This window comes from Blautia sp. MSJ-9 (genome assembly GCF_018919065.1).
Classification (GTDB): domain Bacteria; phylum Bacillota; class Clostridia; order Lachnospirales; family Lachnospiraceae; genus Blautia_A.
Genome location: NZ_JAHLQG010000036.1, coordinates 13,709 through 37,153, shown reverse-complemented (window position 1 = coordinate 37,153; position 23,445 = coordinate 13,709). Strand labels below are relative to the sequence as shown.

Sequence of the window (23,445 nt, the reverse complement as noted above, 5' to 3'; positions counted from 1 at the left end):
CTCATCAGGCAGATAAATCATCTACTTCTTCACTGTCTGATTTGGTTAAATGATTCTGTATACAGTCCAAACTGATTTATGAATGATGAGTTTTGGACTTTGTAGCCTCACGGAATTCTGTAGTAAATTCCGGATCATACAATTTGGAGCGGTCGTAATGTCCGGCTGCCACTGTATCTCCAATGATCATCAATGCCGTCTTTGTAATATTATTCTCTGCCGCTGTCTTTGCAAGGGTTCCTACTGTGCAGACAAAAGTCTTCTGCTCCGGCCAGGTCGCTTTGTATACGATAGCCGCAGGGGTATCTGCTGTATATCCGCCTTCGATAAGACGTCTGCTGAGTTCTTCCAGCATTCCTGTGCTAAGGAACACTACCATAGTTGCCTGATGTGCGGCAAAGGACTGGATGCTTTCTTTGGATGGAACCGGAGTTCTGCCTTCCATACGGGTGATAATCACGCTCTGTGAAATATCCGGCAGAGTGTATTCGAGGTTCAGGGCACTTGCAGCACCGCAGAATGCACTGACTCCCGGGCAGTAATCATAAGCGATCTTCTTCTCATCCAGAATATCCATCTGCTCACGGATTGCTCCATAGATGCATGGGTCTCCTGTGTGAAGACGAACAGTGGTTTTTCCCTCAGCCTCTGCTTTCTCAACAACTTCGATCACTTCTTCCAGCGTCATCTTGGCACTGTTATAGATCTGACATCCCTCTTTTGTATAAGTGAGAAGTTCCGGATTTACCAGAGAGCCTGCGTAGATCACTATGTCTGCTTCCTCCAGATATTTCTTTCCTCTTACTGTGATAAGGTCCGGTGCTCCCGGGCCAGCTCCTACGAAATGTACCATGTTTCTCTTCCTCCTTATTTACTGTATAATCTGTGTTACTGTTCACACGCTACTATCCCGAGACATGCATCGTGAAGCGTGTTACTGAGAACGGAGTGAACAGTAACTAATCTAGTTTACAGGTCATAAATTTCTGTTAATTACTATTTTCATCTGACTATTCTTTTGATAATCTGTCATTCTGTGCGCTGATCTTCTCTATCAGTTCCGCTGTATCCGCAGTCTGTCCCAGATATCCACATGTATTGTTAAAGATTACTGCCCCCAAAAGAATCTGCTCATAAGACCTATGGTTTAAATAAAACTGAATCCGGTCAAGGATTTCTTTCATTGTCCCCTGCAGTATCTGGTATCTCTCCAGAATCTCCAGTGCTTCATCTGTGGTAGATGCATCCAGAATCTCCTTTGCACACTCCAGGGGAGCGCCTGCACGGATCGCATTAGATGCCAGAACTTCCATTCTACCATCAGCACTGTGTGAATGCGTATTCATAATCCCGGCAGCTACCTTTACAAATTTTCCAATATGGGCGATAAAAAGGATTCCCTTAACTCCCATATCAACTGCCATGTCTATGGTTTCTCCTACATAGTTGCTGCATTTAATGTTCTTCTCATAAGGAAGATCCATATGTTCTCTCAGATAATCCGCACCATAATTTCCAGGTGTGACCAGAATATATTCCTCTCCCTGTAAAAAATGCTGCTTCATTTCCACATGAATACTCTGCACAAGTGCCGCCTCGCTCATCGGTTCCACAATCCCTGAAGTTCCAAGAATAGAAATTCCACCTACAATGCCAAGCCTTGGATTAAATGTTTTCTTGCCGATTTCCACTCCTTCGGGAACCGAAATAACAATCTTGAGACCGCCTTCATAATCATACTTCTCGGCTGTCTCCGAAACTTCCCGCAAGATCATCGCTTTTGGCACTGGATTAATTGCAGCCTCTCCGATCTTCTGAGAAAGTCCGGCTTTTGTCACTCTTCCAACGCCAATGCCACCATCTACGATAATTCCAGGTTCATTTGTCTTTTGTATAGAAGCATAGACCAGAATTCCGTTTGTAGTATCCGGATCATCCCCTGCATCTTTCTGGATCGCACAAGTTACTTTATCAGATTCTATCTGAATGTCTTTCAGCTCCAGGGTAAGCAGAATTCCCTTCGGTGTCATCAAAGATACCGTTTCCAGTTTCTGACCACTCAGAAGCATCTCAGCAGCACCTTTACACGCTGCTGCTGCGCAGGAACCAGTCGTATATCCAAAACGCATCTTTTTATTTCCACGGATTACATAGTAATCTTCCAGTCCATTTTTCATATTTTCTCCTTTTTTGCATGATATCGCAGGATATATTTTATTATTTCCTGTATCACATAAAAAGAGAGATTCTGTATGCAACAAAATCTCTCCTGAAAATCTTTGTCTTGAAATAATCTCTGGTTGCCGCAGATTCTATTTCTCTGTGAAAAGCAGACAGTATCTGACTGTTACAGTAACGGACTTGTGCAGGACTTCCACCTGCTTCCTGTATATGCTTTTTCGAGTTTATTTTTCGACAATTATTATATAATTTTGAAATATAAAAGTCAACGTATTTTGCCCATTATGACAATCTTATACCACCTTATGGTTAAGCCATTTCCGGCTATGGAAGCGGATTCCGAAAATGATGCCTCTTATTGTCCAGTCAGTAAACATTCCAATCCAGACTGCCATTGGACCAAACCCCTGGAAACGGATAAGATATACACAAAGACAAAATCTGAACACCCACATAGTAGTACAGGATGTGATCATGGAAAATTTCACATCGCCGGCGGCTCTCAAGCCGTATGCCGGTACAAATCCCATTACCCATACGATTGGTTTGACAATTGTGATCCAGGTCACCATATGGAAGCACATTTTTGCACTTTCCGGTTCCATTCCACCCAGTTTTGTTATCGGAATAGTTAAGGCAAATACCAGAAGACAGCTTACAATAATGACAATTTCAGCAAGAACACATAATTTCTTAATGTAATAAACTGCCTCATCTTTTCTGCCGGCTCCAAGACATTGGCCTACTACTGTCATAAGACCAATTCCTACACCAATAGCGGCAATACCATTGAGATTCTCAAGAATGTTTGTCATTGCCTGGGCAGCAATAGCTGTTGTTCCTAATGTAGATACTGAGGACTGAATAGACAATTTTCCCAGCTGAAACATACTGTTTTCTACTCCGGATGGGATTCCCAGAGAAAGAATCCTGCCGATCATTTTTCCATCTGGGCGAATCTGATAATAATCCTTTACTACGATCGGCTGTCTGTCCAGTCTCAACTGCCAGAGTACGACTACAGCGCAGAAAACTCTTGACGCCAGTGTTGCAATAGCGGCTCCTGCCACCCCCATATGGAATACCCATATCAGAATTGCATTTCCACCAATATTGATACCATTAGATATCACAGAAACTATCATTGGTCCTCTGGTGTTTCCCTGAGATCTAAAGATAGATGCACCCGCATCATAAAGCGCGATAAACGGGAACGATAATGCAGTATAGAAGAAATATACTCTGGAAGCAGTCATAACATCTGCTTCTACTTTTCCGAATATCAGCTGTAACAAAGGCATACGAAATATCAGACATAGCGCAGTTACTGCCACAGATATGGCTGTTATGATAAACAGTACCTGTCTGGCTGATTTGTTGGCCATTTCATGATTTTTCTGACCTATGTACTGTGAACAGATAATGGCGCCGCCGGCTGCCAGAGCCGAAAATGCCTGAATCACCAGAACATTAATGGAGTCCACCAAGGATACGGCTGATATTGCTGCAGAACCTACATTGCTGACCATCATGGTATCAACAGTTCCCATCAAAGAATTTAATACCTGTTCAAAAATAACCGGAACCAGCAGATTTCGGAGCATTTTATTTGTAAAAATATGTTGCTGTTCGTTCATCTTTCCCCTACCCATTTGTTTTTCTTTTTCTGATTATACGCCTAATTTCTTTGGATGCAAGGGAGTATTCTGTGTTTTTTATAAGATTTTGGGAGATTATTGGAAAATATTTTCTTGTTATGTTCCACAAAATCTGATACATTAATCTGCAGAATCTCTGCTCAATCGGATATTCCCGATTGAACACTATAAAAAAACAGGAAAGCAGATACATTATTATGGAAAGAATTATTGAATACTCTATTTCCGAAAGTACAAATCCGGTTACCGTTCTGGATTTTCTGAAAAGGGAGGGTTTTTCCCGCCATATATTAAGTTCTATGAAAAATTCTCCAAATACGATCATACTCAATGGCGAACGCGGTTTCGGAAGATCTGTTCTCACTTCCGGGGATCATCTGGTGATCACAATTCCTGAAACAGAAACAGGGGAAAATATCATTCGCACAGAAATGGATCTGAAGATTCTTTATGAAGATGAAGATATCCTTGTGATCAATAAGCCTGCCGGAATGCCGGTGCATCCATCTATGGGTAATTATGAGAATACTCTTGCAAACGGAATTGCCTGGTATTTCGCAGAAAAAGGCGAAGACTTTGTTTACCGGTGCATCAACCGGCTGGACAGAGATACTACCGGTGCACTGATCCTTGCCAAAAATCCTCTAAGTGCCGCCATTCTGTCCGTGCAAATGAAGAACCGGCAAATCCGCAGGACTTATCTGGCTCTTGTTGATGGACTCCTTCCTGAATCAGGTACAATTGATGCACCGATTGCACGAATGGAAGGCTCTGTGATCACCCGGGAGGTAAATTTTGAAACAGGGGAAACGGCAGTAACGCATTATGAACGTCTGGCAGTCGGCAGAGAATATTCCCTGGCTGAGCTTCATCTCGAAACAGGACGTACACATCAGATCCGGGTGCATATGAAATATATCGGGCATCCGCTTCCCGGCGACTATCTGTACAATCCGGACTACCGCAAAATCCAGAGACAGCCTCTTCATTCCTATCAGCTGGAATTTACCCATCCTGTTACAAAAAAAGCCATGCTCTTTACTGCACCGGTTCCTGAAGATTTTATCTCTGCTTTCTGAAATATCCGGCAGATAAAAAACAGTTCACCAGACAGAAAAAATCTGGTGAACTGTTTTTATTATTCATAATTATTATCTGTTTTTTTCATAAATATAGAGAAGTCCTCTCAGAAGAAGTTCTTCATCCAAAATGATCTTTCTCTTACAATGTGGAACAATTTTCTTAGCCAGACCACCGGTCGCTACTACTGTAGCCTTTTCACCCAGTTCTTCTTCGATCCGGTCAATGATCCCATCCAGAGCTGCTGCATTGCTGTACAGAACTCCACTCTTCATACATTCAATAGTGTTCTTTCCAATGACATGTTTCGGAGCATCGATACTGATCCCGCTGAGCTGGGAAGCTCTTGCAGTAAGTGCATCCAGAGAAACACCTACACCTGGCAGGATCATTCCTCCTACATACTGCTTCCTGCTGTTGACAACGGACGCTGTAGTTGCAGTTCCCATATCAATCAGGATCAGAGGTACCGGATAATTTGCAATTCCGGCCACTGCATCTGCAACCTGGTCTGCGCCAAGCTGTCCCGGATTATCCATCATGATATTCAGTCCTGTTTTCACACCAGGGCCAAGAACGATTGCTTCTTTCTTAAGGATCTTCTCTGCTGCCAGCTTTGCAATATTAGTGATCTGCGGCACTACAGAAGAAATAATACATCCCTCAATCTCTGTTTTTTTGATATGATAAATATCAAGAACGTTCTTAATGTCTACCGCATATTCCAGCTCTGTCTTTGTACGGTTCGTAGAAAGACGCTCTATAAAATATGTCTTTTTGTCATCAATACATCCAACTACAATATTGGTATTTCCGATGTCAATCGCTAAAATCATACTTCTTTATCTCCATATTTATATCAATATACAATTCCGGCTGATAAAACCCTTAGACTGTTGCTTTGGCAACTTTGTCATTCTCGCTGTCTGCAGCTTTCTGTGCCGGAATCAGATGTGCTTTGGAAAGAGCAGCACCTACAGCTCCTGTGATAACTGTTGAAGATACCATTTCACATACTGCATTAATACCTACCATCATGCAGCATCCAATAATGATGTTTCTTCCACCCATCAGTCCCTGTACATATTCTGTATTTCCGAACAGACCTACTAAAGCTGTCATGAAGAATAATGTATTCAGGAATGCGGAGAAAAATCCAGTTACTGCGCAGGATACATATACATTTGTCTTCTTGCGCATAGCCTTGTAAATATAGCCAAGGCAGATTCCGTCGAGAAGACGTGGCACAAATCTCTGGACAAATGCCAGAACCGGATTGATACTAAACAGCATAGCTCCCATTGCACTTGTTCCACCAAGTCCGATACACTGTCCAAAGCTTGTCAGTCCGAAGATCGCACCTGCGATGGCTCCGCCTGTCGGTCCGAGTACAACTGCACTGATCGCAACCGGGATCACATTAAATGAGATTGCCAGTGGTCCTATGTTCAGGTATCCCAGTGGTGTGTAGGCCATCAGCAGAAGAACTGCTGCCATAAGGCCAAGCATGGTGAGCTGTGTTGTTGTGAATTTCTTTGTTTTCATTTTTTTCCTCCTTGTTACCGTTCCGTTTCCGGATACAATACGGTGATGGAAAGCAGATCTGAGATTTTCCCTTACGGGATTTCCGCTTTTCAATATTAAATTTTATGTTACTGGACACAGAGTGAACAGTAACAATTTTCTCTGCAGTCTGATTTTACTTTTGAATATCAGCTGCATTCTTCTTTACTGCTCCTTATCTGAAGTCAGCAAAAGAATTTTATCCAGGATCTTAAGAGCTGCATCCTCTTTGCTCATAAGCGGGAGTGATACTTCCTCATCCTGTGTAATCAGAGTCAGCACATTAGTATCTCCCTGAAATCCGGCTCCCTCAACCTTTACGTTGTTGGCAGCTACCATATCCAGGTTCTTCTTTGTGAGCTTGGCTCTGGAATTACCAATCACATTCTGTGTTTCCATGGAGAATCCGCAGAGGAACTGTCCCTCACGTTTGTGTTCTCCGAGATATTTCAGAATATCATCTGTTCTTTCTAATTCTATGGACATCTGTCCGTCACTCTTCTTAACTTTCTCGTCACTGACTTTCGCAGGACGATAATCCGCTACTGCTGCTGCCTTGATGATAATATCCTGCTCATCACTGACCGAAGTCACTGCTTCATACATATCCTTTGCAGTCACAACAGGTACCAGATTTACGAACATTGGCGGTTCGATGGCAGTACGTCCGCTCACCAGCGTGACATCTGCACCACGAAGCATCGCAGCTTTCGCAATAGCATAGCCCATTTTTCCGGAAGAATGATTTGTAATATATCTCACAGGGTCAATTGATTCCTGCGTCGGTCCTGCTGTTACCAGGATCTTCTTACCTTTCAGATCTTTCTCACAGGCAGTTTCTCTCTCAATATAAGCAAGTAGTGTCTCAGGTTCCGGCATCTTGCCTGCACCTGTGTCACCGCATGCCAGATATCCGCTTGCCGGTGCAATCACTTCATACCCGTAATGCTCCAGAATCTTAAGGTTATCCTGTACAACCGGGTTTTCAAACATATTTGTATTCATGGCAGGAGAAATAAATTTTTTACATTTACACGCCATGATCGTGGTGGTAAGCATATCGTCTGCAATTCCATGAGCTAACTTACCGATCACATTGGCACTTGCCGGTGCGATCATCACTACATCAGCTTTCTTTGCAATAGATACATGCTCTACCTGAAACTGAAAATTCCGGTCAAAAGTATCCACCAGACATTTATTGCCTGTGAGAGTTTCAAAAGTGATCGGATTAATAAAATTCGTAGCATTCTTTGTCATAAGCACATGAACATCTGCATGACGCTTCATCAATGCACTTGCAAGATACGCAATCTTATATGCGGCAATACTGCCTGTCACTCCTAATAATACTTTTTTTCCTTCCAGTGTCATTTCTCTTCTACCTCTTTCTCCGGATTCATACAATTCCTTAAAACATTCTTCTTTATTATAATCTAATTATCACAGGAAATGCAATATAGGATTTGTTTTCTTTGTAAAACAATTTATCAGCTTGACTTCCCCCATGATCCCGTGCAAAATATAATATCAGAAAATGAATGTACATATCCGACAGTACAGACATTCAGGCAAATAAGGTCACCTGCTTCGCGACTTGCCTGATTTAAATCAAACGGATATTCGCAATTGAAGCAGAGGACTTACTTGATTTGGTTAAATTATTCTTACGGAGGGCATATGAAGAATTATCAGATTACTCAATGGTGTGCAAACTTTATACGACAACAGGTACAGGAAGGCGATTTCTGTATTGATGCTACTATGGGAAATGGAAACGATACGCTTCTGCTGACGCAGTTATGCGGAAAATCAGGAAAGGTCCTGGCATTTGATATTCAGAAACAAGCTCTGGAAACTACAAAAAAGAAACTAACTGCAGCACACGTTCCGGAAAATTACAAACTCCTTCTGGAGTCTCATGCAAATATGGCAGAATATGCAAATCCAGACAGTGTGAGCTGTATTGTCTTTAATTTCGGTTACCTGCCCGGAGGAGATCACACGCTGGCTACCAGAGGTGAAACCAGTATTGAAGCACTGTCTCAGTCTTTGACACTTTTGAAAAAAGGCGGCATGATTTCTTTATGTATCTACAGTGGCGGCGATTCCGGATTTGAAGAGCGGGATCAGATCCTGGCATGGCTGAAAGAACTGGATTCCCGTAAGTATCTGGTGATAAAGAGCGATTATTATAATCGTCCCAATAATCCACCAATTCCAGTGCTCATAATTAAGAACTGAATGCAGATCCAATGAATATTCACAAGTCAGGCGGATAAAATCATCCGCTTCGCTACTTCTCATAACCCAATAACTGCTCCGCAGTTTATCAGAAGATTTCCTTAAGCTACCACGCAAAACAGCGGGAAAGATCTCTCATCATCTTTCCCGCTGTTTCTCTGATCTCATAATTTATTTCTGTTTATAGAAATTCTATAGCAATCTTCTTAAATACATTATTTACGAGAATTGCTATAATATCAGTCTGTAATCTTAATAGTTTCGATCACCGGCTGCTCATCTGCCGTAATTGTTCCGTTATTATCTGTTGGTTTGGAATCTTTGCAGATTTTATCAACGATATCCATACCTTCTGTTACATGACCGAATCCTGCATAATCGCCATCCAGGAATGTACTGTCAGACTGTACAATAAAGAACTGTGAACTTCCACTGTCCGGATCTGTTGCTCTTGCCATGGAGATAGTTCCTCTTGTATGAGAAATATCATTCTCTACTCCATTGTTGCTGAACTCACCCTTAATATTCTCATCAGATCCACCGGTTCCATCTCCGTTCGGATCACCACCCTGGATCATAAATCCATCCATGATACGGTGGAATGTCAGTCCGTCATAGAAACCTTCCTGTGCAAGTTTCACAAAATTAGTTACTGTGATCGGCGCTGTATCTGCATCCAGTTCTACCTCAATGGTGCCATAATCCTTTACTTCAATCTCTGCATGGTGAGTACCTGTCAGTTCTTTAGAAGTATCCAGAAGTACGGTTGTGCTGCTGTCTGAATCCTCTGCATCTGCTGATTCACTGTCCTTATCTGTGGAATCACTGCTCTCTTCCTCAGAGCCATCAGAGAATCCTGCCTTCTCTCCCTCTTCTTCACTTGCTACATCACTGCTGTCTTCAGACGCTTCCTCTGTCTTATCTTCTGCCTGATCAGAAGTTTCTTCCTTAGTTGTCTCTTCTGTCTTTGTCGTATCCTCTGTTTTATCACTGCTGCCGCATCCTGCCAGTAAACTTGCTGACATAGCTGTAACACAAAGTGCTGCCAGTAATTTTCTCTTCATTTTCTCTACCTCCGAAATTATCTGTTTCCGAGTTTGTCCCGGAACACAATCTTATCTGATTATAACCTATTCATAAAAAAAAACAACTCTTTTCACAAAATGTTCAGATTGTTCACGGTTCCTGTATTTACTTCCGGCCAATTGCCTGCTAAAATGTGTTTCAGAAAACAGTTTCATCAAAAACTGATCATACAACAAATCAAAAAATGAAAGCGAGGAATCCATAATGGAAAAAATAACAAGTTTTACCATAGACCACATCAAATTACAGCCAGGAGTTTATGTTTCCCGCAAGGATCCGGTAGGCGGCACTGTTGTCACTACTTTTGATATCCGTATGACTTCTCCTAACGAAGAGCCTGTTATGAATACAGCAGAGCTTCACACTATTGAGCATCTGGCAGCTACTTTTCTCAGAAATCACAAAGAATTCGGACCAAAAATGATCTACTGGGGACCAATGGGATGTCGTACTGGTAACTATCTTCTTTTAAATGGAGATTATGAGTCCAAAGATATTGTTCCACTTATGATAGAGACATTTGAATTTATCCGTGACTTTGAAGGTGAAGTTCCGGGGGCATCTGCCAAAGACTGTGGAAACTATCTGGATATGAATCTGCCAATGGCAAAATATCTGGCAAAGAAATTCCTGGATGAAGTTCTTTACGATATCAAACCGGACAGACTGGTTTACCCACAATAATATCTTTCTCCATTCCAAACACTAAAAATTCTGCCTGTCAGAGCACAAAGTCTCCTGCAGGCAGAATTTTTGAACCTTATGCAAAAAGCAGAAGCTATCGGAGATATTCCTCTCCATGCTTCTGCTTTCTTTATTTTTTTCTGGTTTCTATATCAGTATAGTCTTCTACCTCTATAGATTACTGAGCACTTTCATCATAAGATGCATCACTGCTCTCGTCATAAGAAGTATCCTCAGAATATGTATCTGTACTTGTATCTGCAGATGTATCGGCTGCTACATCACCTGCCGGAGCTGTCGTTGTCACGAAATCTCCACTTGCATAGCATGTCTGTCCATTATAATCAATACGGATCCAGCCATTGTCACATACACCTGTGCTGTTCAGCTGTGTTCCTGCCGCTACACTTGCGATCAGACCTGCATCTGCACTTGCATCAGAACGAAGATTCAGTTCAGATGCTGCATAATAAGTACCTGTCTTCACTTCTACATTCACACCACTGGCTGTCTGCTCTGCTGCAGGGGTTGGTGTTGCTTCTGGTGTTGGTGTTGCCTGTACTTCAGGAGTAGGTGTCACTTCCGGTGTAGGTGTTACTTTTACGATCATAACGCTGGAATCAATAGTCGGGTCAAATCCGCATCCCTGAGCGGCAAATGCAAGTCCCAGTACGAGAACCAGCCACAGTGGTTTTTTCATAAGTAGTGTCCTCCTTTATCAAAACGCGGAAACGTCCCTCCGTGTTTTCTACATCACTTTACGTACTAATATACACGATTCTTTCATAATATGCAAGTACTGTTCATTCTGTGCCAGAGCGTGTTTGAAAAAGGCGTTACTGTTCACTCCGCGCTCAGCAATATGCCTCCCAATACAAAAAAGCAGGAACTAGAGTATCTCATAAAGCACTTCTACTTCACCACCGCAGATCATTCCCAGATTTGCGCCACCCTGATTGGACAGATTATAAGATTTTATTTCGCCGTGCTGTGCTTTTGGCGCATATTTCAATGCCTGAAATTCCACATTTCCTCCACCGATACTTCCGTGAGATCTACCCTCCCTGTCCAGGAACATCTTACTTCCCGTTCCTCTTGGAGAAGATCCCCTTTTGGAAATAATGGTGATCATAACACCTTTTTCTTTCTCCCAGACAGCTTTTTCTACTGCTTCATCTATATATGAAACATTATATTTATTCTTCTCCTGGACAATTTCCGCTGTAATACTCACTGCAATCTCCGCAGGCATATGTCCGCCAATTGGCAGGCCAATTGGCGCATGGATCGTATTAAGCTGATCTTCCGTAAATCCCTCTCTCAGAAGCTTTTCTCTGGTCAGTTTCACTTTATTTCTGCTTCCGATCATCCCCAGATAAACATACGGGCGTTTCAAAATCTGTCTGGCACTGGCGCTATCTCCCAGATGTCCTCTGGTCACAATTACATAATAAGCATTCTCGTATACCGGAATCTTCTCCGGAATTTCTTCATAAGTACCCTGGATCAGTCTATCTGCATCAGGGAATCTCTCTTTTGTTACAAATTCCTCTCTATCATCCATAACTGTCACATGAAAACCAAGCATTTTGCCTATTTTTGCCACAGGCTGAGACACATGACCACCGCCAAGAATGATCAGCTGAGGATTTTTTACATAAATCTCCACAAAAAAATCAGTTTCATCAATACGGATTACTTTTGTATCCTGACAGGATACCAGCTGTTCCTCATATTCTTTCCAGAATTCCCGTGCCTGTCCACCATCAAAAGCTGTACAATGCTCCTCCTTTATCAGGCATTTTTCGCCCTTATGGTTACCATTTAAAACCATCGCTGTCTTTACTTTTCCTGTTTCTTCTAATATCTGATAAATTTCTTTGTACATAGTCTCTCCTGTCTTATGAATAACAATTGTGATTTTCCCGAAAATATATTATAATTGAGGGAAAAGGGGGAAATAACATGAAAAAAAACAATTTTCTACACAGCCTGCCGTTTAAATTACTTGTCGGCGTGGCTCTCGGCATCTGTGTCGGTCTTCTTCTGAATATGACAGATGAATCCGCCATCACAACCGCCATACTGAATGTGGCTGTAACGCTGAAGTACATTTTTGGTCAGCTGATCAACTTTTGTGTTCCATTGATCATCATCGGATTTATTGCTCCGTCCATCACTAAGCTTGGAAATAATGCTTCCAGGATGTTGGGAGTTGCAGTCTGTATTGCCTACGCTTCCTCACTGGGAGCTGCTTTATTCTCTGCAATATCCGGATATGCACTGATTCCGCATTTGTCAATCAGTTCTACTGCCGATAACCTCAAGACTCTGCCGGATGTAATCTTTGAGCTCTCTATCCCGCAGATCATGCCTGTTATGAGTGCACTTGTCCTCTCTGTTATGCTTGGTCTTGCAGCTGCATGGACAAAAGCCAGCCTGGTTTCATCTTTTCTGGATGAATTTCAGAAGATCGTACTTGCCATCGTATCAAGAGTGATCATTCCGATTCTTCCATTCTTTATCGGTCTGACTTTCTGCACACTTGCATATGAAGGAACCATTACCCGACAGCTTCCTGTATTCCTCCAGGTAATCGTCATTGTTCTGGTTGGGCATTTTATCTGGATGGCACTTCTGTATGTGCTGGCAGGCATTTATTCCAGGGAAAATCCTCTGGAAGTTGTCAAGCATTACGGACCGGCTTATCTTACTGCTGTAGGCACCATGTCATCTGCTGCTACACTTGCAGTTGCGCTTCAGTGTGCACGGAAAGCAAAACCGTTGAGAAAAGATATGGTGGATTTCGGTATTCCGTTATTTGCCAATATTCATCTCTGCGGATCTGTCCTCACAGAAGTATTCTTCTGTATGACAATCTCAAAGATTCTCTATGGTGCTCTCCCTGCACCTGGAACTATTGTTCTGTTCTGCATTCTTCTTGGTGTTTTCGCTATCGGAGCACCTGGTGTACCTGGCGGAACTGTTATGGCATCTCTTGGAATCATTACCGGTATCCTGAAATTCGGAGATTCCGGTACCGCTCTGATGCTGACAATCTTCGCTCTGCAGGACAGTTTCGGAACAGCCTGCAACGTAACAGGCGATGGTGCTCTGACTCTGATCCTTACCGGATATGCAAAGCGTCATAATATTAAAGAGCAGAACATCAGTGTTGATCTGTAACTTTTAACTGAACTATTATTTATAAAACCATCGTATAAATTTTCCTGATCTGACAGGAAATATACGATGGTTTTTATTAACAGATTTCCCTTTTCCGATACCGGAAATATCGTTCACTTCTGCCAGAAGGTATTTACGGACGGATCACTTTATCCGCGCCAGTCATGCGTTCTGCAATCGTATACATATCAGTTACTTTTCCAACCATCAGCTTCTCCATCAGGCCATAATGTTTCAGACAGGTACCACAGGTCAGAATTTCCACTCCCTCTTCTTCCATCTTTTTCAGATCCTCAAGGCTCTCAGAACCCTCTGTCGTCAGTTTAGCTCCACCATTATAGAAAAGGATCGTATCCGGAAGTGTATCTAACTGGGAAAGCGCATAAATAAAACCTTTGATCAGAATCTTGCCTAACTCATCATCACCATTTCCCATCACATTAGAAGAGATCACAGCTACTGTCACTTTCTTATGAGGAGTTTCGCATACAAATTCTTCCTCATCTGCTGCACCACCAGTCTGCTCTGTCTGAACAGTCATTTTTACCTGATATTTCTTAGTTTCCAGTTTCTCGGATACAAATGTGCAGCCTGTCTTATTTGCAAGTCTGCTCAGGTTGTTTACTGCTGTCTCATTGTCTACCAGAATCTCAATCTCATCACCGATTGCTGCCTTATCAATTACCTTCTTGGTCATAACAACCGGGATCGGACACTGTTTTCCCATTGCATTTACTTCATGTCTCATCTCTAGTCACCTCTCGTTATTTTTTATATCAAGTGGTCAAAAATGTCTACCCTATATCTGATCAACTCACTGTCTTACAACTGATTCCTACCACGTTTAATATACTTTCCAGATTTTTCCTGAATTACTTTTCCATCCTGTACCACATGTGTACCTCTCAGATATACACTGTCAATATCACCGTGCAGTTTAAATCCCTCAAATGGATTGTTATCTGTATTATATAAATGGGTCTTCGCAGAGATCACATTCTCTTTCTCAGGATCAAATACAACAATATCTGCATCACTGCCCTCACGGATCACACCTTTATTCGGATATACACCATAGAGCTTCGCTGCATTCTCACTTAACAGGCGGCACATCTGCTCCTGCGTGATCTTTCCTGTGCGGACACCATAGGTGTAAAGGAGAGTTCCTCTTGTCTGTACTCCCGGGAGTCCTCCTGGAATCTTTGTGAAGTCATCTTTTCCAAGAGCCTTCTGTTCCATAGTAAAGCTGCACTGGTCAGTAGCTACGGTCTGGATCTGACCATTTGCCAGTGCTTTCCACAGACAATCCTGATCTGCCTTCTTGCGGATTGGAGGAGCGCATACATACTTCGCACCTTCAAAATCTGGTTTAGAATATACACTGTCCTCTAACAGCAAATACTGCGGACAAGTCTCTGCATATACTTTCTGTCCATTTATTCTCGCACGCATCACTTCTTCAAATGCTTTCTGATTTGTCAGATGAACTACCATTACCGGTGCATCTGCTACATCTGCAATCACAAGAAGACGATGTACTGCTTCTGCTTCCATAATATCCGGACGTACCAACGGATGATTTTCAGGTCCCAGACGCCCCTCTTTCTTCGCCTCTGCGATCAGCGCGTCAATGGCTCCTGCATTCTCACAATGTACGCCTGCAAAGCATCCATATTCATTCAGTTTCTTCATAATCTTATAAAGATCACTGTCATCTACGATCATTGCCGGATATGTCATATAAAGCTTAAAGCTGGTGATTCCCTCATCGATCATATTCTGGATTTCTTTCTCAGTCTCCTCATTCCATTCTACAATAGACATGTGGAAAGAATAATCACATGAGCATTTGCCGTCAGCCTTCTTATGCCATTTCTCAAGACCTTCTTTCAGAGTATGTCCTCCTTTATCCTGAGACGCATAATCAATCACCAATGTCGTTCCGCCTGCAATCGCAGCTCTTGTTCCTGTCTCGAAATCATCTGCAGTCACAGTGCCCGCCACTTCCAGATCAAAGTGTGTATGTCCATCTATAAATCCTGGAAAAAGAAGCTTACCGCTGACATCGATTACCTGTGCATTCTCTGCCTTCAGGTTCTGTCCTACTTTTATAATCTTCTCTCCCTCTATCAGAACATCCTCTCTGACAGACATATCCCCTGATACTACTGTTCCGTTTTTCAATAAAATCACTGTTCCTGGCACCCCTTTCTTTGCTTTACTTATGTAAAATATAGCATGATTTCCTTATTACTTCAATGATTTCAGAAAATATTTACAAATTCTTTTAGGTATTCACATTTATTTTTTCTATCCTCTTTTTATTTTTCTTTTTTTATGTTAGAATAAAGAAAACGTGCAGTTTTCGTATGTCTGCACAACACAATCGCCAAATGGATATTCAGAATCGTATCGCAAATATCCCTAATTCGGTAAAAATCTGTTTATTAGGAGGGAATCAAATGGGACGGCTTACTGTATTAAAGCAAATTGCCGCTGATCTTGCTTCTCAGTTCGGACCAGACTGTGAAGTAGTGATCCATGATCTGAAAACTGCGGAACCAGAGCATTCAATCGTTTACATCGTAAACGGTCATGTTACAAACAGAGATATCGGAGATGGTCCATCTAATGCAGTTTTTGATGCAATCCGAAATCAGAAGAAAGAAGATGGACCAGAGGATCATACTGGTTATCTGATGAAAACTTCCGATGGCAAAATCCTCAAATGCAGCACCTCATACATCCGCGATGATGACGGCAGCCTGCATTATGTTTTCGGAATTAATTATGATATCACCAAACTTACCATGATCGAATCTGCTCTTCATTCTCTTGTTACTCCTGAGAATAAAGAAGAAAAACCCAGGGAAATCACCCACAGTGTCAATGATCTGCTGGATCATCTGATCGAGGAATCTGTGGCACTTGTTGGAAAACCTGTTCCGCTGATGAACAAAGAGGATAAGGTTACTGCCATTCAGTTCTTAAATGACGCAGGTGCATTCCTTATCACCAAATCCGGAGATAAAGTTGCCAATTACTTTGGTATTTCCAAGTATACACTGTACAGCTACATTGACGTAAACAAATAATGTTGCTGTTCACTCCGTGCCCAGTAACACGCTTCGCGACGCAGGAAAGATGAACCTCCTTGCGCAAAGCCCAAGGATTATCGTTTGCTTCGCAAACTTAATTTATGCCAGCCGCATAAATAGACGGGCAGATATGGTGCCACTTCCATATCTGCCCGTCTTCTTTTTTCATTTTCTTTTTCTTTCGCGCCGATCAAGACTCTTCATACACATATTCCAAATACAAATCTCTTCCGCTGTCCTCCGTTTCTTCTGTAACTGTGTAATTATTTTAACACAAAAAGAACTTCTTATTTCCGTTTTGTGCGAATGGTGAATATACAGCGCGAATGGTATTTCAGATCATAGCCCAAGGGTTGTTATTATAGATAGAATCTTTTATACTTATTTATGAAGTCAGGAGCAAATTCTCTTTTGACCCTGACTTCTATATGATGTGTAAAATGGAGGTGCTATTATGCTGGTGCAGATTCTTTCTGCCATTCATGGTATTACAACTATGCTTTTTGGAATTTACTGTTCTGCTTTCTTTCTTGGAGTAAAGCCTAATCGAAAGAATATTATGACTTTATTTCTGCTGTTTAGCGGACAGGGATGCTTATATATAATCGATTTTCTGTTATTCGGCGAAACACTTGCAAATATGTCCTACCCGCTGATCGTGCATTTCCCACTGATCTTATTTTTGACCTATCATTATAAATATCCACTGATTTCTTCTGCTATCTCTGTTTTTTCTGCCTATCTGTGCTGTCAGATAAGCAATTGGGTCGGATTATTTGCTCTGGCAGTGACAGGGGCCCAGTGGTGTTATTATTTTGTGCGAATCCTGACGACAGTTACAACTTTTGTCATTCTTTTTAAATATGTATTCCGCTCCACGAAAACAATCTTTGCCAAAAATGCCCGGGAACTCTCTATCATTGGTTTCCTTCCTTTTGTTTATTACATTTTTGACTATACCTCCACCAAATTCTCCCATTTGCTCTATTCCGGAAATAAAGCAGTCGTAGAATTCATGGGATTTGCATTTTGTATTGCCTATCTGGTATTTCTCATGATATATTTTAGAGAATACGAGAACAAACAGGAATTGAAACAATACAGTGATCTTCGCGAAATACAGATTCAATCCATGCAAAAAGAAATCGAGCAGGTAAAGATCAGCAGTCAGAAACTAGCAATCCTCCGGCACGATATGCGTCATCAGTTGAACATCATTCTGACTCAGCTGCAGAACGATCATCCGGATAAAGCACAGGAATATATCCATGAAATCAGTTCTGCATATGACGATACCATTATCGCCAGTTATTCCAGAAATGAGATGCTTAACTCTGTGCTCTCCATTTATCATTCCCGTTTCACAGACAAGGGATTCTCTCTTAACTGCAATGTTTCCACAGGAAAAGATCTCCCTTGTCCTGATCTGGCAATCTGTACGATTCTGTCCAATGCACTGGAGAATTCCATGCATGCACTGGAGAATCTGGAATCCTCTTCAAAATGGGCCAAGCTTACACTTTCCCAAAAAAAGAACCATCTCCTGTTCCAGCTCGAAAATCCCGTAGAAAAGATTCCTGAGTTTGTAGATGGAGTTCCGGTTTCCAACAGAAATGGACATGGGATCGGAGTCAAGAGTATTATTTATTATGTGGATCAGTTAAATGGCCAGTGCCATTTCTCGATCACTGACCATTGTTTTGTCCTGAGAATTATCATCTAATATCTGGCATTCCAAATTTCTGCCAGATATTTAGATGTGCATATATTATAGAAAGGTTTTTGGAAAATTTTATGAAAATCGCAATTTGTGATGATGAAATAGACTTCGGTCAGGAACTACGGACACTTCTGACACGTTGGGCCGTTAATAATGGTCTTTCCCTCGCTCTGTATCAATATACGAATGGAGATGATCTGCTGACAGCTCTGCAGACTACTTCCGTGGATCTGATCTTCCTGGACATTATCATGCCTCTGCTAAATGGCATAGACACTGCAAGGGAACTGCGAAATGCAGGGATAACAGTTCCGATCATTTTCCTGACTTATTCCAGAGAATTCGCATTAGAATCCTATGAAGTAAAGGCCCTTAATTATCTTCTGAAACCGATAAACAACCATCGACTCTTCTCTGTCATGGATGAGTTTCTAAATGATTTCGAGGCTTCAGCAGAAACTTTCACCGCACATACTGCAGATGGTTTCTGCAAGATCACCCTCAATGATGTGGATTATCTGGAAGCTCAGAATAAACAGGTTCTGGTTTATCTCTCAGATGGAACCATTTTGAAAATCCGTGAATTATTTTCGAAATGCGAAGGAGTCTTCACACCTGAAAAAGGATTCTTTAAGTGCCACCGTAGTTACATCGTGAACCTGTCGCGTGTGAAGCAGTTCACCCGAAATCTGATCACTACCGGAATTTCCTCTTCTATTCCAATTTCCAGAAACAGTTATTCTGCATTTAAAGATGCTTATTTTGCATACATGTTTGATTCCGCTTCCAATAACTGACTATCAGAAATTTGTCTGCTTAATTATATATCCTTTTACATAACAAATCCCGTGTATCGTCCTTATATCAAAACTAATACCCGGGATTGTTTTTTGTCTTTTTATCGCTCCAGTTCATGTGCCTGTTTATAAATTTCACAGGCAGCAAGGTTTACACATCTGTCATGTGCACAGTCCATAAACGTGAGAGTTCTTTTGTCCCCCTCTACGGCATATTCACAACAGACTGTAGTTCCTCCATTGCATGTTCTGCAGAATCCTGAAATAAACTCTTCTTCTATTTCCATAATGTCCTCCTTATTTTCATCATTAATCATGCATATTTACACCAAACGCCTCGCGGAATAGCAGCGAACAAACAATGGCTAATATGTACAATTTTTTTCGTTTTCATCGTTGTTTTTATTGCAATTTGCAGTAAACAGATTTATAATCAGTATATCATAAAAGCACGCGGAATGCTAATATAATGAAAAAAGAGGGAAAATGTTATGAACAAAGAACTTTACGATGAGGCGGTGCGCTCTAACATTCTGTCAAAGAATCTGATCTCAGAACTGATGGAAAGTATGAATTACGAAAGTATTTCTTTCATCAACTGGACTGTAGATGTCTTAAATATCATCAAAACACGTCTGGAACGTGGAGATAAGATTACAGATGAGGTTTCCAAGATTACTTACGACATGAAATCTTTCCGTAAATTTGTAGAGACCAATTTCTCTTCCTACATCACCAGTCAGGTTTTTGACGCTCCTGACAAAGCAGAGAAAGTATACTTCTCTCTGGAAGAAGCCGAGCATGGTCATTCCTACAACATGGTCATGGCAAGTTCGTCAAAGAACAAAACATATAAATGGATTTCCAGTCTCAGCAAACGTTTCTCATTAGTCGAAATGATTGCGACTGGTATCGTATATCTGAAAGATAACAGAACTGATACCTATCAGCCATTTATTTCTGGAAATGGGAAATACTGCAAATATGACGTTGAAAAGGGTCAGATTGTTGAACTGTAATTAATCATCATTATAGATATGTACATATTCAAAAAATCCCCCGCCGCATCCGGCGAGGGATTTTATTTTAATCCTATTCAGATTAGTTGTTGATAAGTTTGTCTTCGCCATTCCAGCTGTAAAGTTTACGGATTTCTTCGCCAACTTTCTCAGACTGATGCTCAGAAGCTTTCTTTCTCATAGCTTTGAAGTGAACCTGTGCACCTGCATCAGACATATCAAGTAAGAAGTCTTTTGCAAATGTACCATCCTGGATATCAGAAAGAATTTTCTTCATAGCTTTCTTTGTATCTTCTGTGATGATCTTAGGTCCTGTGATGTAGTCGCCATATTCAGCAGTATTGGAGATAGAATATCTCATTCCTGCGAATCCTGACTGATAGATCAGGTCTACGATCAGTTTCATTTCATGAATACATTCAAAGTATGCATTTCTTGGGTCATAACCAGCTTCAACAAGTGTTTCGAAACCAGCCTGCATAAGTGCGCAAACACCACCGCAAAGTACAGCCTGCTCACCAAAGAGGTCTGTCTCTGTCTCTACACGGAATGTAGTTTCAAGAAGACCAGCTCTTGCTCCGCCGATTCCAAGACCATATGCCAGTGCAAGATCCTGAGCTTTTCCTGTGTAATCCTGCTCTACAGCGATAAGACAAGGTGTTCCTTTTCCAGCCTGATACTCACTTCTTACTGTATGACCAGGTGCTTTAGGAGCGATCATTGTAACATCAACATTCTTTGGTGGTTTGATGCATCCGAAATGGATATTGAAACCATGAGCAAACATTAACATGTTGCCTTCTTCAAGGTTTGGCTCGATGGATTCTTTGTAAAGTTTAGCCTGTAATTCATCATTGATAAGAATCATGATGATATCTGCCTGTTTAGCTGCTTCAGCTGCTGTATATACCTTAAAGCCCTGCTCTTCAGCTCTCTTCCAGGATTTGCTGCCTTCATAAAGACCGATAATGACATCACATCCGGAATCCTTTAAGTTCAGAGCATGTGCATGTCCCTGGCTTCCGTATCCAATAATTGCAATTTTTTTACCATCCAGTAAGCTTAAATTACAATCTTCCTGATAAAAAATCTTGTTAGCCATTTTATTTTCCTCCTGCTAATCGTAAAAAAATTTATCGTTAAGGGATGCTCCCCTAGCAAACTATAATATGTACTGTTTCTGAGATATTTTTCAATTTCCTGCGTTCCGAAAAGCCTTCCGGTCTTTCATCAGAAATAGGTTACATCCTGCGAACCTCTTGATAAACCGGTCATTCCTGTACGTGCAAGTTCGAGAATCTCGTAATCGCCCATCAGCTCAAGAAATGCCTCCAGTTTATTATGGTTACCTGTCATCTCCAGTATCATGGAATCCACACTTACGTCTGCGACTTTCGCATGGAAAACATCCGCTATGGAAATGAGTCCCTGTCTCTGCTCCGGTTTCGCAGCCACCTTGATCATCATTAATTCATGGCATACGCTGTTGTCCGGCTCCAGGATCTTAATATCTCTTACATCTACAAGCTTGGCAAGCTGATTCGTGATCTGCTCCAGAATCAGTTCATCCCCGCTGCACACAACGGTAATTCTGGAAAAACGCTCGTCCGCTGTTACACCTCCGGTAATGCTGTCGATGTTATAGCCTCTGCGGCTGAATAATCCAGATACTCTGGTTGTTACACCTGCAGTATTATCTACTAACAGGGATAATACTCTCTTCTGCATGTCCCACCTGCTTTCAACGTGTACATTTTCACCACGTTAATATAATAAATAGCTCGTATGGTTACCATTATATCAATAATCATGATTTTGTCAATAAATTTTTCGCACAAAAACAAATGTCTTTCTGTGACGTTACTGTTCACTTCGTTCCCAGCAACACGCTTTGCGGGATATTACCAGTGAACAGTAACTCTATGATAACTTTTGTAAAAACATCAAATTAACTGCCTATATCAGATATTTATTTCTGAACTCTTCGATCATTTTCGGTTTCAGATAAAATACGGTCTGGAAAAACTTTTCCATAGAACCATAAGTCTTTTTCACTGTTTCAAAAACAGCAGCCAAATACTCCTCTTTTACATTATATATAATTGGAAGCTTCTCGGTCATTTTCTCATCTGCCTCCGGCCAGGTCTGTACAAGTCTCTGCATATATACCAGTTTGGGCTCCATATAACGGTTTGTGCGCAGATAGTCTTCATATATCACATCTTCCTCCACCCCCAGCAGACTGAGCAAAAAAGCAGTCCCGATCCCTGTACGGTCCTTTCCAGTTCCGCAATGCCACAAAACAGCACCTTTTTCCTGCCTGAAAAGAATATCGATAAACTTCGCATACTGTTTCAACACCAGCTGATCCATGCATAAATTCCTGTACTGTCTGATCATATATTCTTCCATATCATCCGGAAGTCCTGCAAGCATTTTCACAAACTGTTCTCTGTTGCTGATAACCTGCACATCCTCATCCACAACCGGTACATGGTAGTATTCTACTTCTGCTATAATAGTATCCGGTTTACATTTTCTCTCTTCTGCCGAACGCAGGTCGATCACCGTCTTCAGATTGTATTCTTCTCTGAGTCTGTTCTTATCGCTCTCTGAAATGTGATAAAGTTCCCCGCTTCTCAGAAGCCTCCTCGGCAGGATGTGTCTGTCATCAGCTGTAACGATCGCACCCAGATCTCTGGTATTCGGCAGACTATGAAGAGATATCCTGCCGCCCTTCGGGAAACCTGTTGCCATATCCGGGTTTAATATCTTAAGAATGCGGATACACTCATGAATCTCTTTTTCTGTCATATCGAACTTGTATCTCTTCTTACGTCTGGTAACAATTACAAGATAATTTACACTCAGCTGTCTGTCATCACCTTCATCTGCTCCCTCTTTTCGCATATATGCCCATACAATGTCTTTACATGGAAGATTGTTTATCATCATATGTCTGGTAAAAACCAGAAATCCATCTTCTATTCTTATCTTTCCATACTTCATGATCCACCACTCCACTGTCTGCAATTTTATTACTGTTCACTCTGCTCTTAGAGCGTGTCTGAAAAATCATTCCCGCAATCTGCAAGGCATACTGAACAGCAACCATTTTTTTCAGAATAA

The 23,445-nt window shown here is 41.5% G+C and carries 23 protein-coding genes; 8 read left to right on the top strand and 15 right to left on the bottom strand.

The window, feature by feature from the left end; translation table 11 throughout:
* Positions 1-76: 76 nt before the first annotated feature.
* From cobM to KQI87_RS10105, 3 genes are all read right to left on the bottom strand, one after another.
* Positions 77-853: a precorrin-4 C(11)-methyltransferase gene (cobM, locus tag KQI87_RS10115; protein ID WP_216460038.1), complete on the bottom strand. Its 777-nt coding sequence runs from the start codon at positions 851-853 to the stop codon at positions 77-79.
* 157 nt (positions 854-1,010) lie between these two features.
* A complete protein-coding gene (gene cbiD, locus KQI87_RS10110) occupies positions 1,011-2,177 on the bottom strand; it encodes a cobalt-precorrin-5B (C(1))-methyltransferase CbiD (RefSeq protein ID WP_216460037.1) in 1,167 nt (388 codons plus the stop codon).
* 297 nt (positions 2,178-2,474) lie between these two features.
* Complete coding sequence (locus KQI87_RS10105) at positions 2,475-3,818, bottom strand: MATE family efflux transporter (RefSeq protein ID WP_216460036.1); 1,344 nt, start codon at positions 3,816-3,818, stop codon at positions 2,475-2,477.
* A gap of 218 nt (positions 3,819-4,036) precedes the next feature.
* Between KQI87_RS10105 and KQI87_RS10100 the strand changes: the two genes are divergently transcribed.
* On the top strand, positions 4,037-4,918 hold the full coding sequence (locus KQI87_RS10100) for an RluA family pseudouridine synthase (RefSeq protein WP_216460035.1): 882 nt from the start codon (positions 4,037-4,039) through the stop codon (positions 4,916-4,918).
* Between the two features lie 72 nt (positions 4,919-4,990).
* Here KQI87_RS10100 and KQI87_RS10095 read toward each other — a convergent pair whose 3' ends face one another.
* The 3 genes from KQI87_RS10095 to coaBC all read right to left on the bottom strand — a co-directional run bounded on the left by KQI87_RS10095 (position 4,991) and on the right by coaBC (position 7,856).
* Positions 4,991-5,755 (bottom strand): type III pantothenate kinase, encoded by a 765-nt coding sequence (locus tag KQI87_RS10095; RefSeq protein ID WP_216460034.1) that lies wholly within the window; start codon positions 5,753-5,755, stop codon positions 4,991-4,993.
* Positions 5,756-5,807: 52 nt separating this feature from the next.
* Positions 5,808-6,464, bottom strand: a complete 657-nt coding sequence (locus KQI87_RS10090) for an ECF transporter S component (protein WP_216460033.1) — start codon at positions 6,462-6,464, stop codon at positions 5,808-5,810.
* Between the two features lie 183 nt (positions 6,465-6,647).
* Positions 6,648-7,856, bottom strand: a complete 1,209-nt coding sequence (gene coaBC / locus KQI87_RS10085; protein ID WP_216460032.1) for a bifunctional phosphopantothenoylcysteine decarboxylase/phosphopantothenate--cysteine ligase CoaBC — start codon at positions 7,854-7,856, stop codon at positions 6,648-6,650.
* Between the two features lie 306 nt (positions 7,857-8,162).
* Here coaBC and KQI87_RS10080 point away from each other — a divergent pair, with 306 nt between their 5' ends.
* A complete protein-coding gene (locus KQI87_RS10080; protein WP_216460031.1) occupies positions 8,163-8,726 on the top strand; it encodes a class I SAM-dependent methyltransferase in 564 nt (187 codons plus the stop codon).
* Positions 8,727-8,965: 239 nt separating this feature from the next.
* Here KQI87_RS10080 and KQI87_RS10075 read toward each other — a convergent pair whose 3' ends face one another.
* Positions 8,966-9,790 carry a peptidylprolyl isomerase gene (locus KQI87_RS10075; RefSeq protein WP_253292461.1) on the bottom strand — a complete coding sequence of 275 codons (825 nt, stop codon included), beginning with the start codon at positions 9,788-9,790 and terminating at the stop codon, positions 8,966-8,968.
* A 226-nt stretch (positions 9,791-10,016) separates the two neighbouring features.
* Between KQI87_RS10075 and KQI87_RS10070 the strand changes: the two genes are divergently transcribed.
* The gene (locus tag KQI87_RS10070; RefSeq protein WP_216460030.1) at positions 10,017-10,496 is read left to right on the top strand and encodes an S-ribosylhomocysteine lyase; all 480 of its coding nucleotides are present in this window, start codon (positions 10,017-10,019) and stop codon (positions 10,494-10,496) included.
* A 178-nt stretch (positions 10,497-10,674) separates the two neighbouring features.
* Here KQI87_RS10070 and KQI87_RS10065 read toward each other — a convergent pair whose 3' ends face one another.
* Both KQI87_RS10065 and KQI87_RS10060 read right to left on the bottom strand, forming a co-directional pair.
* The gene (locus KQI87_RS10065; RefSeq protein WP_216460029.1) at positions 10,675-11,196 is read right to left on the bottom strand and encodes an SH3 domain-containing protein; all 522 of its coding nucleotides are present in this window, start codon (positions 11,194-11,196) and stop codon (positions 10,675-10,677) included.
* A gap of 189 nt (positions 11,197-11,385) precedes the next feature.
* Positions 11,386-12,384, bottom strand: coding sequence for an XdhC family protein (locus tag KQI87_RS10060; RefSeq protein ID WP_216460028.1), 999 nt, complete (start codon positions 12,382-12,384; stop codon positions 11,386-11,388).
* Positions 12,385-12,461: 77 nt separating this feature from the next.
* Between KQI87_RS10060 and KQI87_RS10055 the strand changes: the two genes are divergently transcribed.
* Entirely contained in the window at positions 12,462-13,682 is a 1,221-nt protein-coding gene (locus KQI87_RS10055) for a dicarboxylate/amino acid:cation symporter (RefSeq protein ID WP_216460027.1), read from the top strand.
* 133 nt (positions 13,683-13,815) lie between these two features.
* On the opposite strand, the gene yedF is transcribed toward KQI87_RS10055, so the two are convergent.
* The gene (yedF, locus tag KQI87_RS10050) at positions 13,816-14,430 is read right to left on the bottom strand and encodes a sulfurtransferase-like selenium metabolism protein YedF (RefSeq protein ID WP_216460026.1); all 615 of its coding nucleotides are present in this window, start codon (positions 14,428-14,430) and stop codon (positions 13,816-13,818) included.
* 74 nt (positions 14,431-14,504) lie between these two features.
* The gene (gene hydA / locus KQI87_RS10045; RefSeq protein WP_330655777.1) at positions 14,505-15,875 is read right to left on the bottom strand and encodes a dihydropyrimidinase; all 1,371 of its coding nucleotides are present in this window, start codon (positions 15,873-15,875) and stop codon (positions 14,505-14,507) included.
* A 269-nt stretch (positions 15,876-16,144) separates the two neighbouring features.
* Here hydA and KQI87_RS10040 point away from each other — a divergent pair, with 269 nt between their 5' ends.
* The 3 genes from KQI87_RS10040 (at position 16,145) to KQI87_RS10030 (ending at position 19,297) form a co-directional block, all read left to right on the top strand.
* Positions 16,145-16,777, top strand: coding sequence for a helix-turn-helix transcriptional regulator (locus KQI87_RS10040; RefSeq protein WP_216460025.1), 633 nt, complete (start codon positions 16,145-16,147; stop codon positions 16,775-16,777).
* A gap of 457 nt (positions 16,778-17,234) precedes the next feature.
* Positions 17,235-18,503: a sensor histidine kinase gene (locus tag KQI87_RS10035; protein ID WP_216460024.1), complete on the top strand. Its 1,269-nt coding sequence runs from the start codon at positions 17,235-17,237 to the stop codon at positions 18,501-18,503.
* A gap of 71 nt (positions 18,504-18,574) precedes the next feature.
* Positions 18,575-19,297 carry a LytR/AlgR family response regulator transcription factor gene (locus KQI87_RS10030; RefSeq protein ID WP_216460023.1) on the top strand — a complete coding sequence of 241 codons (723 nt, stop codon included), beginning with the start codon at positions 18,575-18,577 and terminating at the stop codon, positions 19,295-19,297.
* 101 nt (positions 19,298-19,398) lie between these two features.
* Here the strand turns inward: KQI87_RS10030 and KQI87_RS10025 are convergent, their stop codons facing one another.
* Positions 19,399-19,584, bottom strand: coding sequence for a hypothetical protein (locus KQI87_RS10025; RefSeq protein ID WP_216460022.1), 186 nt, complete (start codon positions 19,582-19,584; stop codon positions 19,399-19,401).
* A 204-nt stretch (positions 19,585-19,788) separates the two neighbouring features.
* Between KQI87_RS10025 and KQI87_RS10020 the strand changes: the two genes are divergently transcribed.
* Positions 19,789-20,316: a hypothetical protein gene (locus KQI87_RS10020; protein ID WP_216460021.1), complete on the top strand. Its 528-nt coding sequence runs from the start codon at positions 19,789-19,791 to the stop codon at positions 20,314-20,316.
* An 82-nt stretch (positions 20,317-20,398) separates the two neighbouring features.
* Here the strand turns inward: KQI87_RS10020 and ilvC are convergent, their stop codons facing one another.
* The 3 genes from ilvC to KQI87_RS10005 form a co-directional block, all read right to left on the bottom strand.
* Positions 20,399-21,418: a ketol-acid reductoisomerase gene (ilvC, locus tag KQI87_RS10015; protein WP_008704844.1), complete on the bottom strand. Its 1,020-nt coding sequence runs from the start codon at positions 21,416-21,418 to the stop codon at positions 20,399-20,401.
* Positions 21,419-21,546: 128 nt separating this feature from the next.
* Positions 21,547-22,044 (bottom strand): acetolactate synthase small subunit, encoded by a 498-nt coding sequence (gene ilvN, locus KQI87_RS10010; RefSeq protein ID WP_008704845.1) that lies wholly within the window; start codon positions 22,042-22,044, stop codon positions 21,547-21,549.
* A 228-nt stretch (positions 22,045-22,272) separates the two neighbouring features.
* The gene (locus KQI87_RS10005) at positions 22,273-23,325 is read right to left on the bottom strand and encodes a tyrosine-protein phosphatase (RefSeq protein WP_020993720.1); all 1,053 of its coding nucleotides are present in this window, start codon (positions 23,323-23,325) and stop codon (positions 22,273-22,275) included.
* Positions 23,326-23,445: the final 120 nt, after the last annotated feature.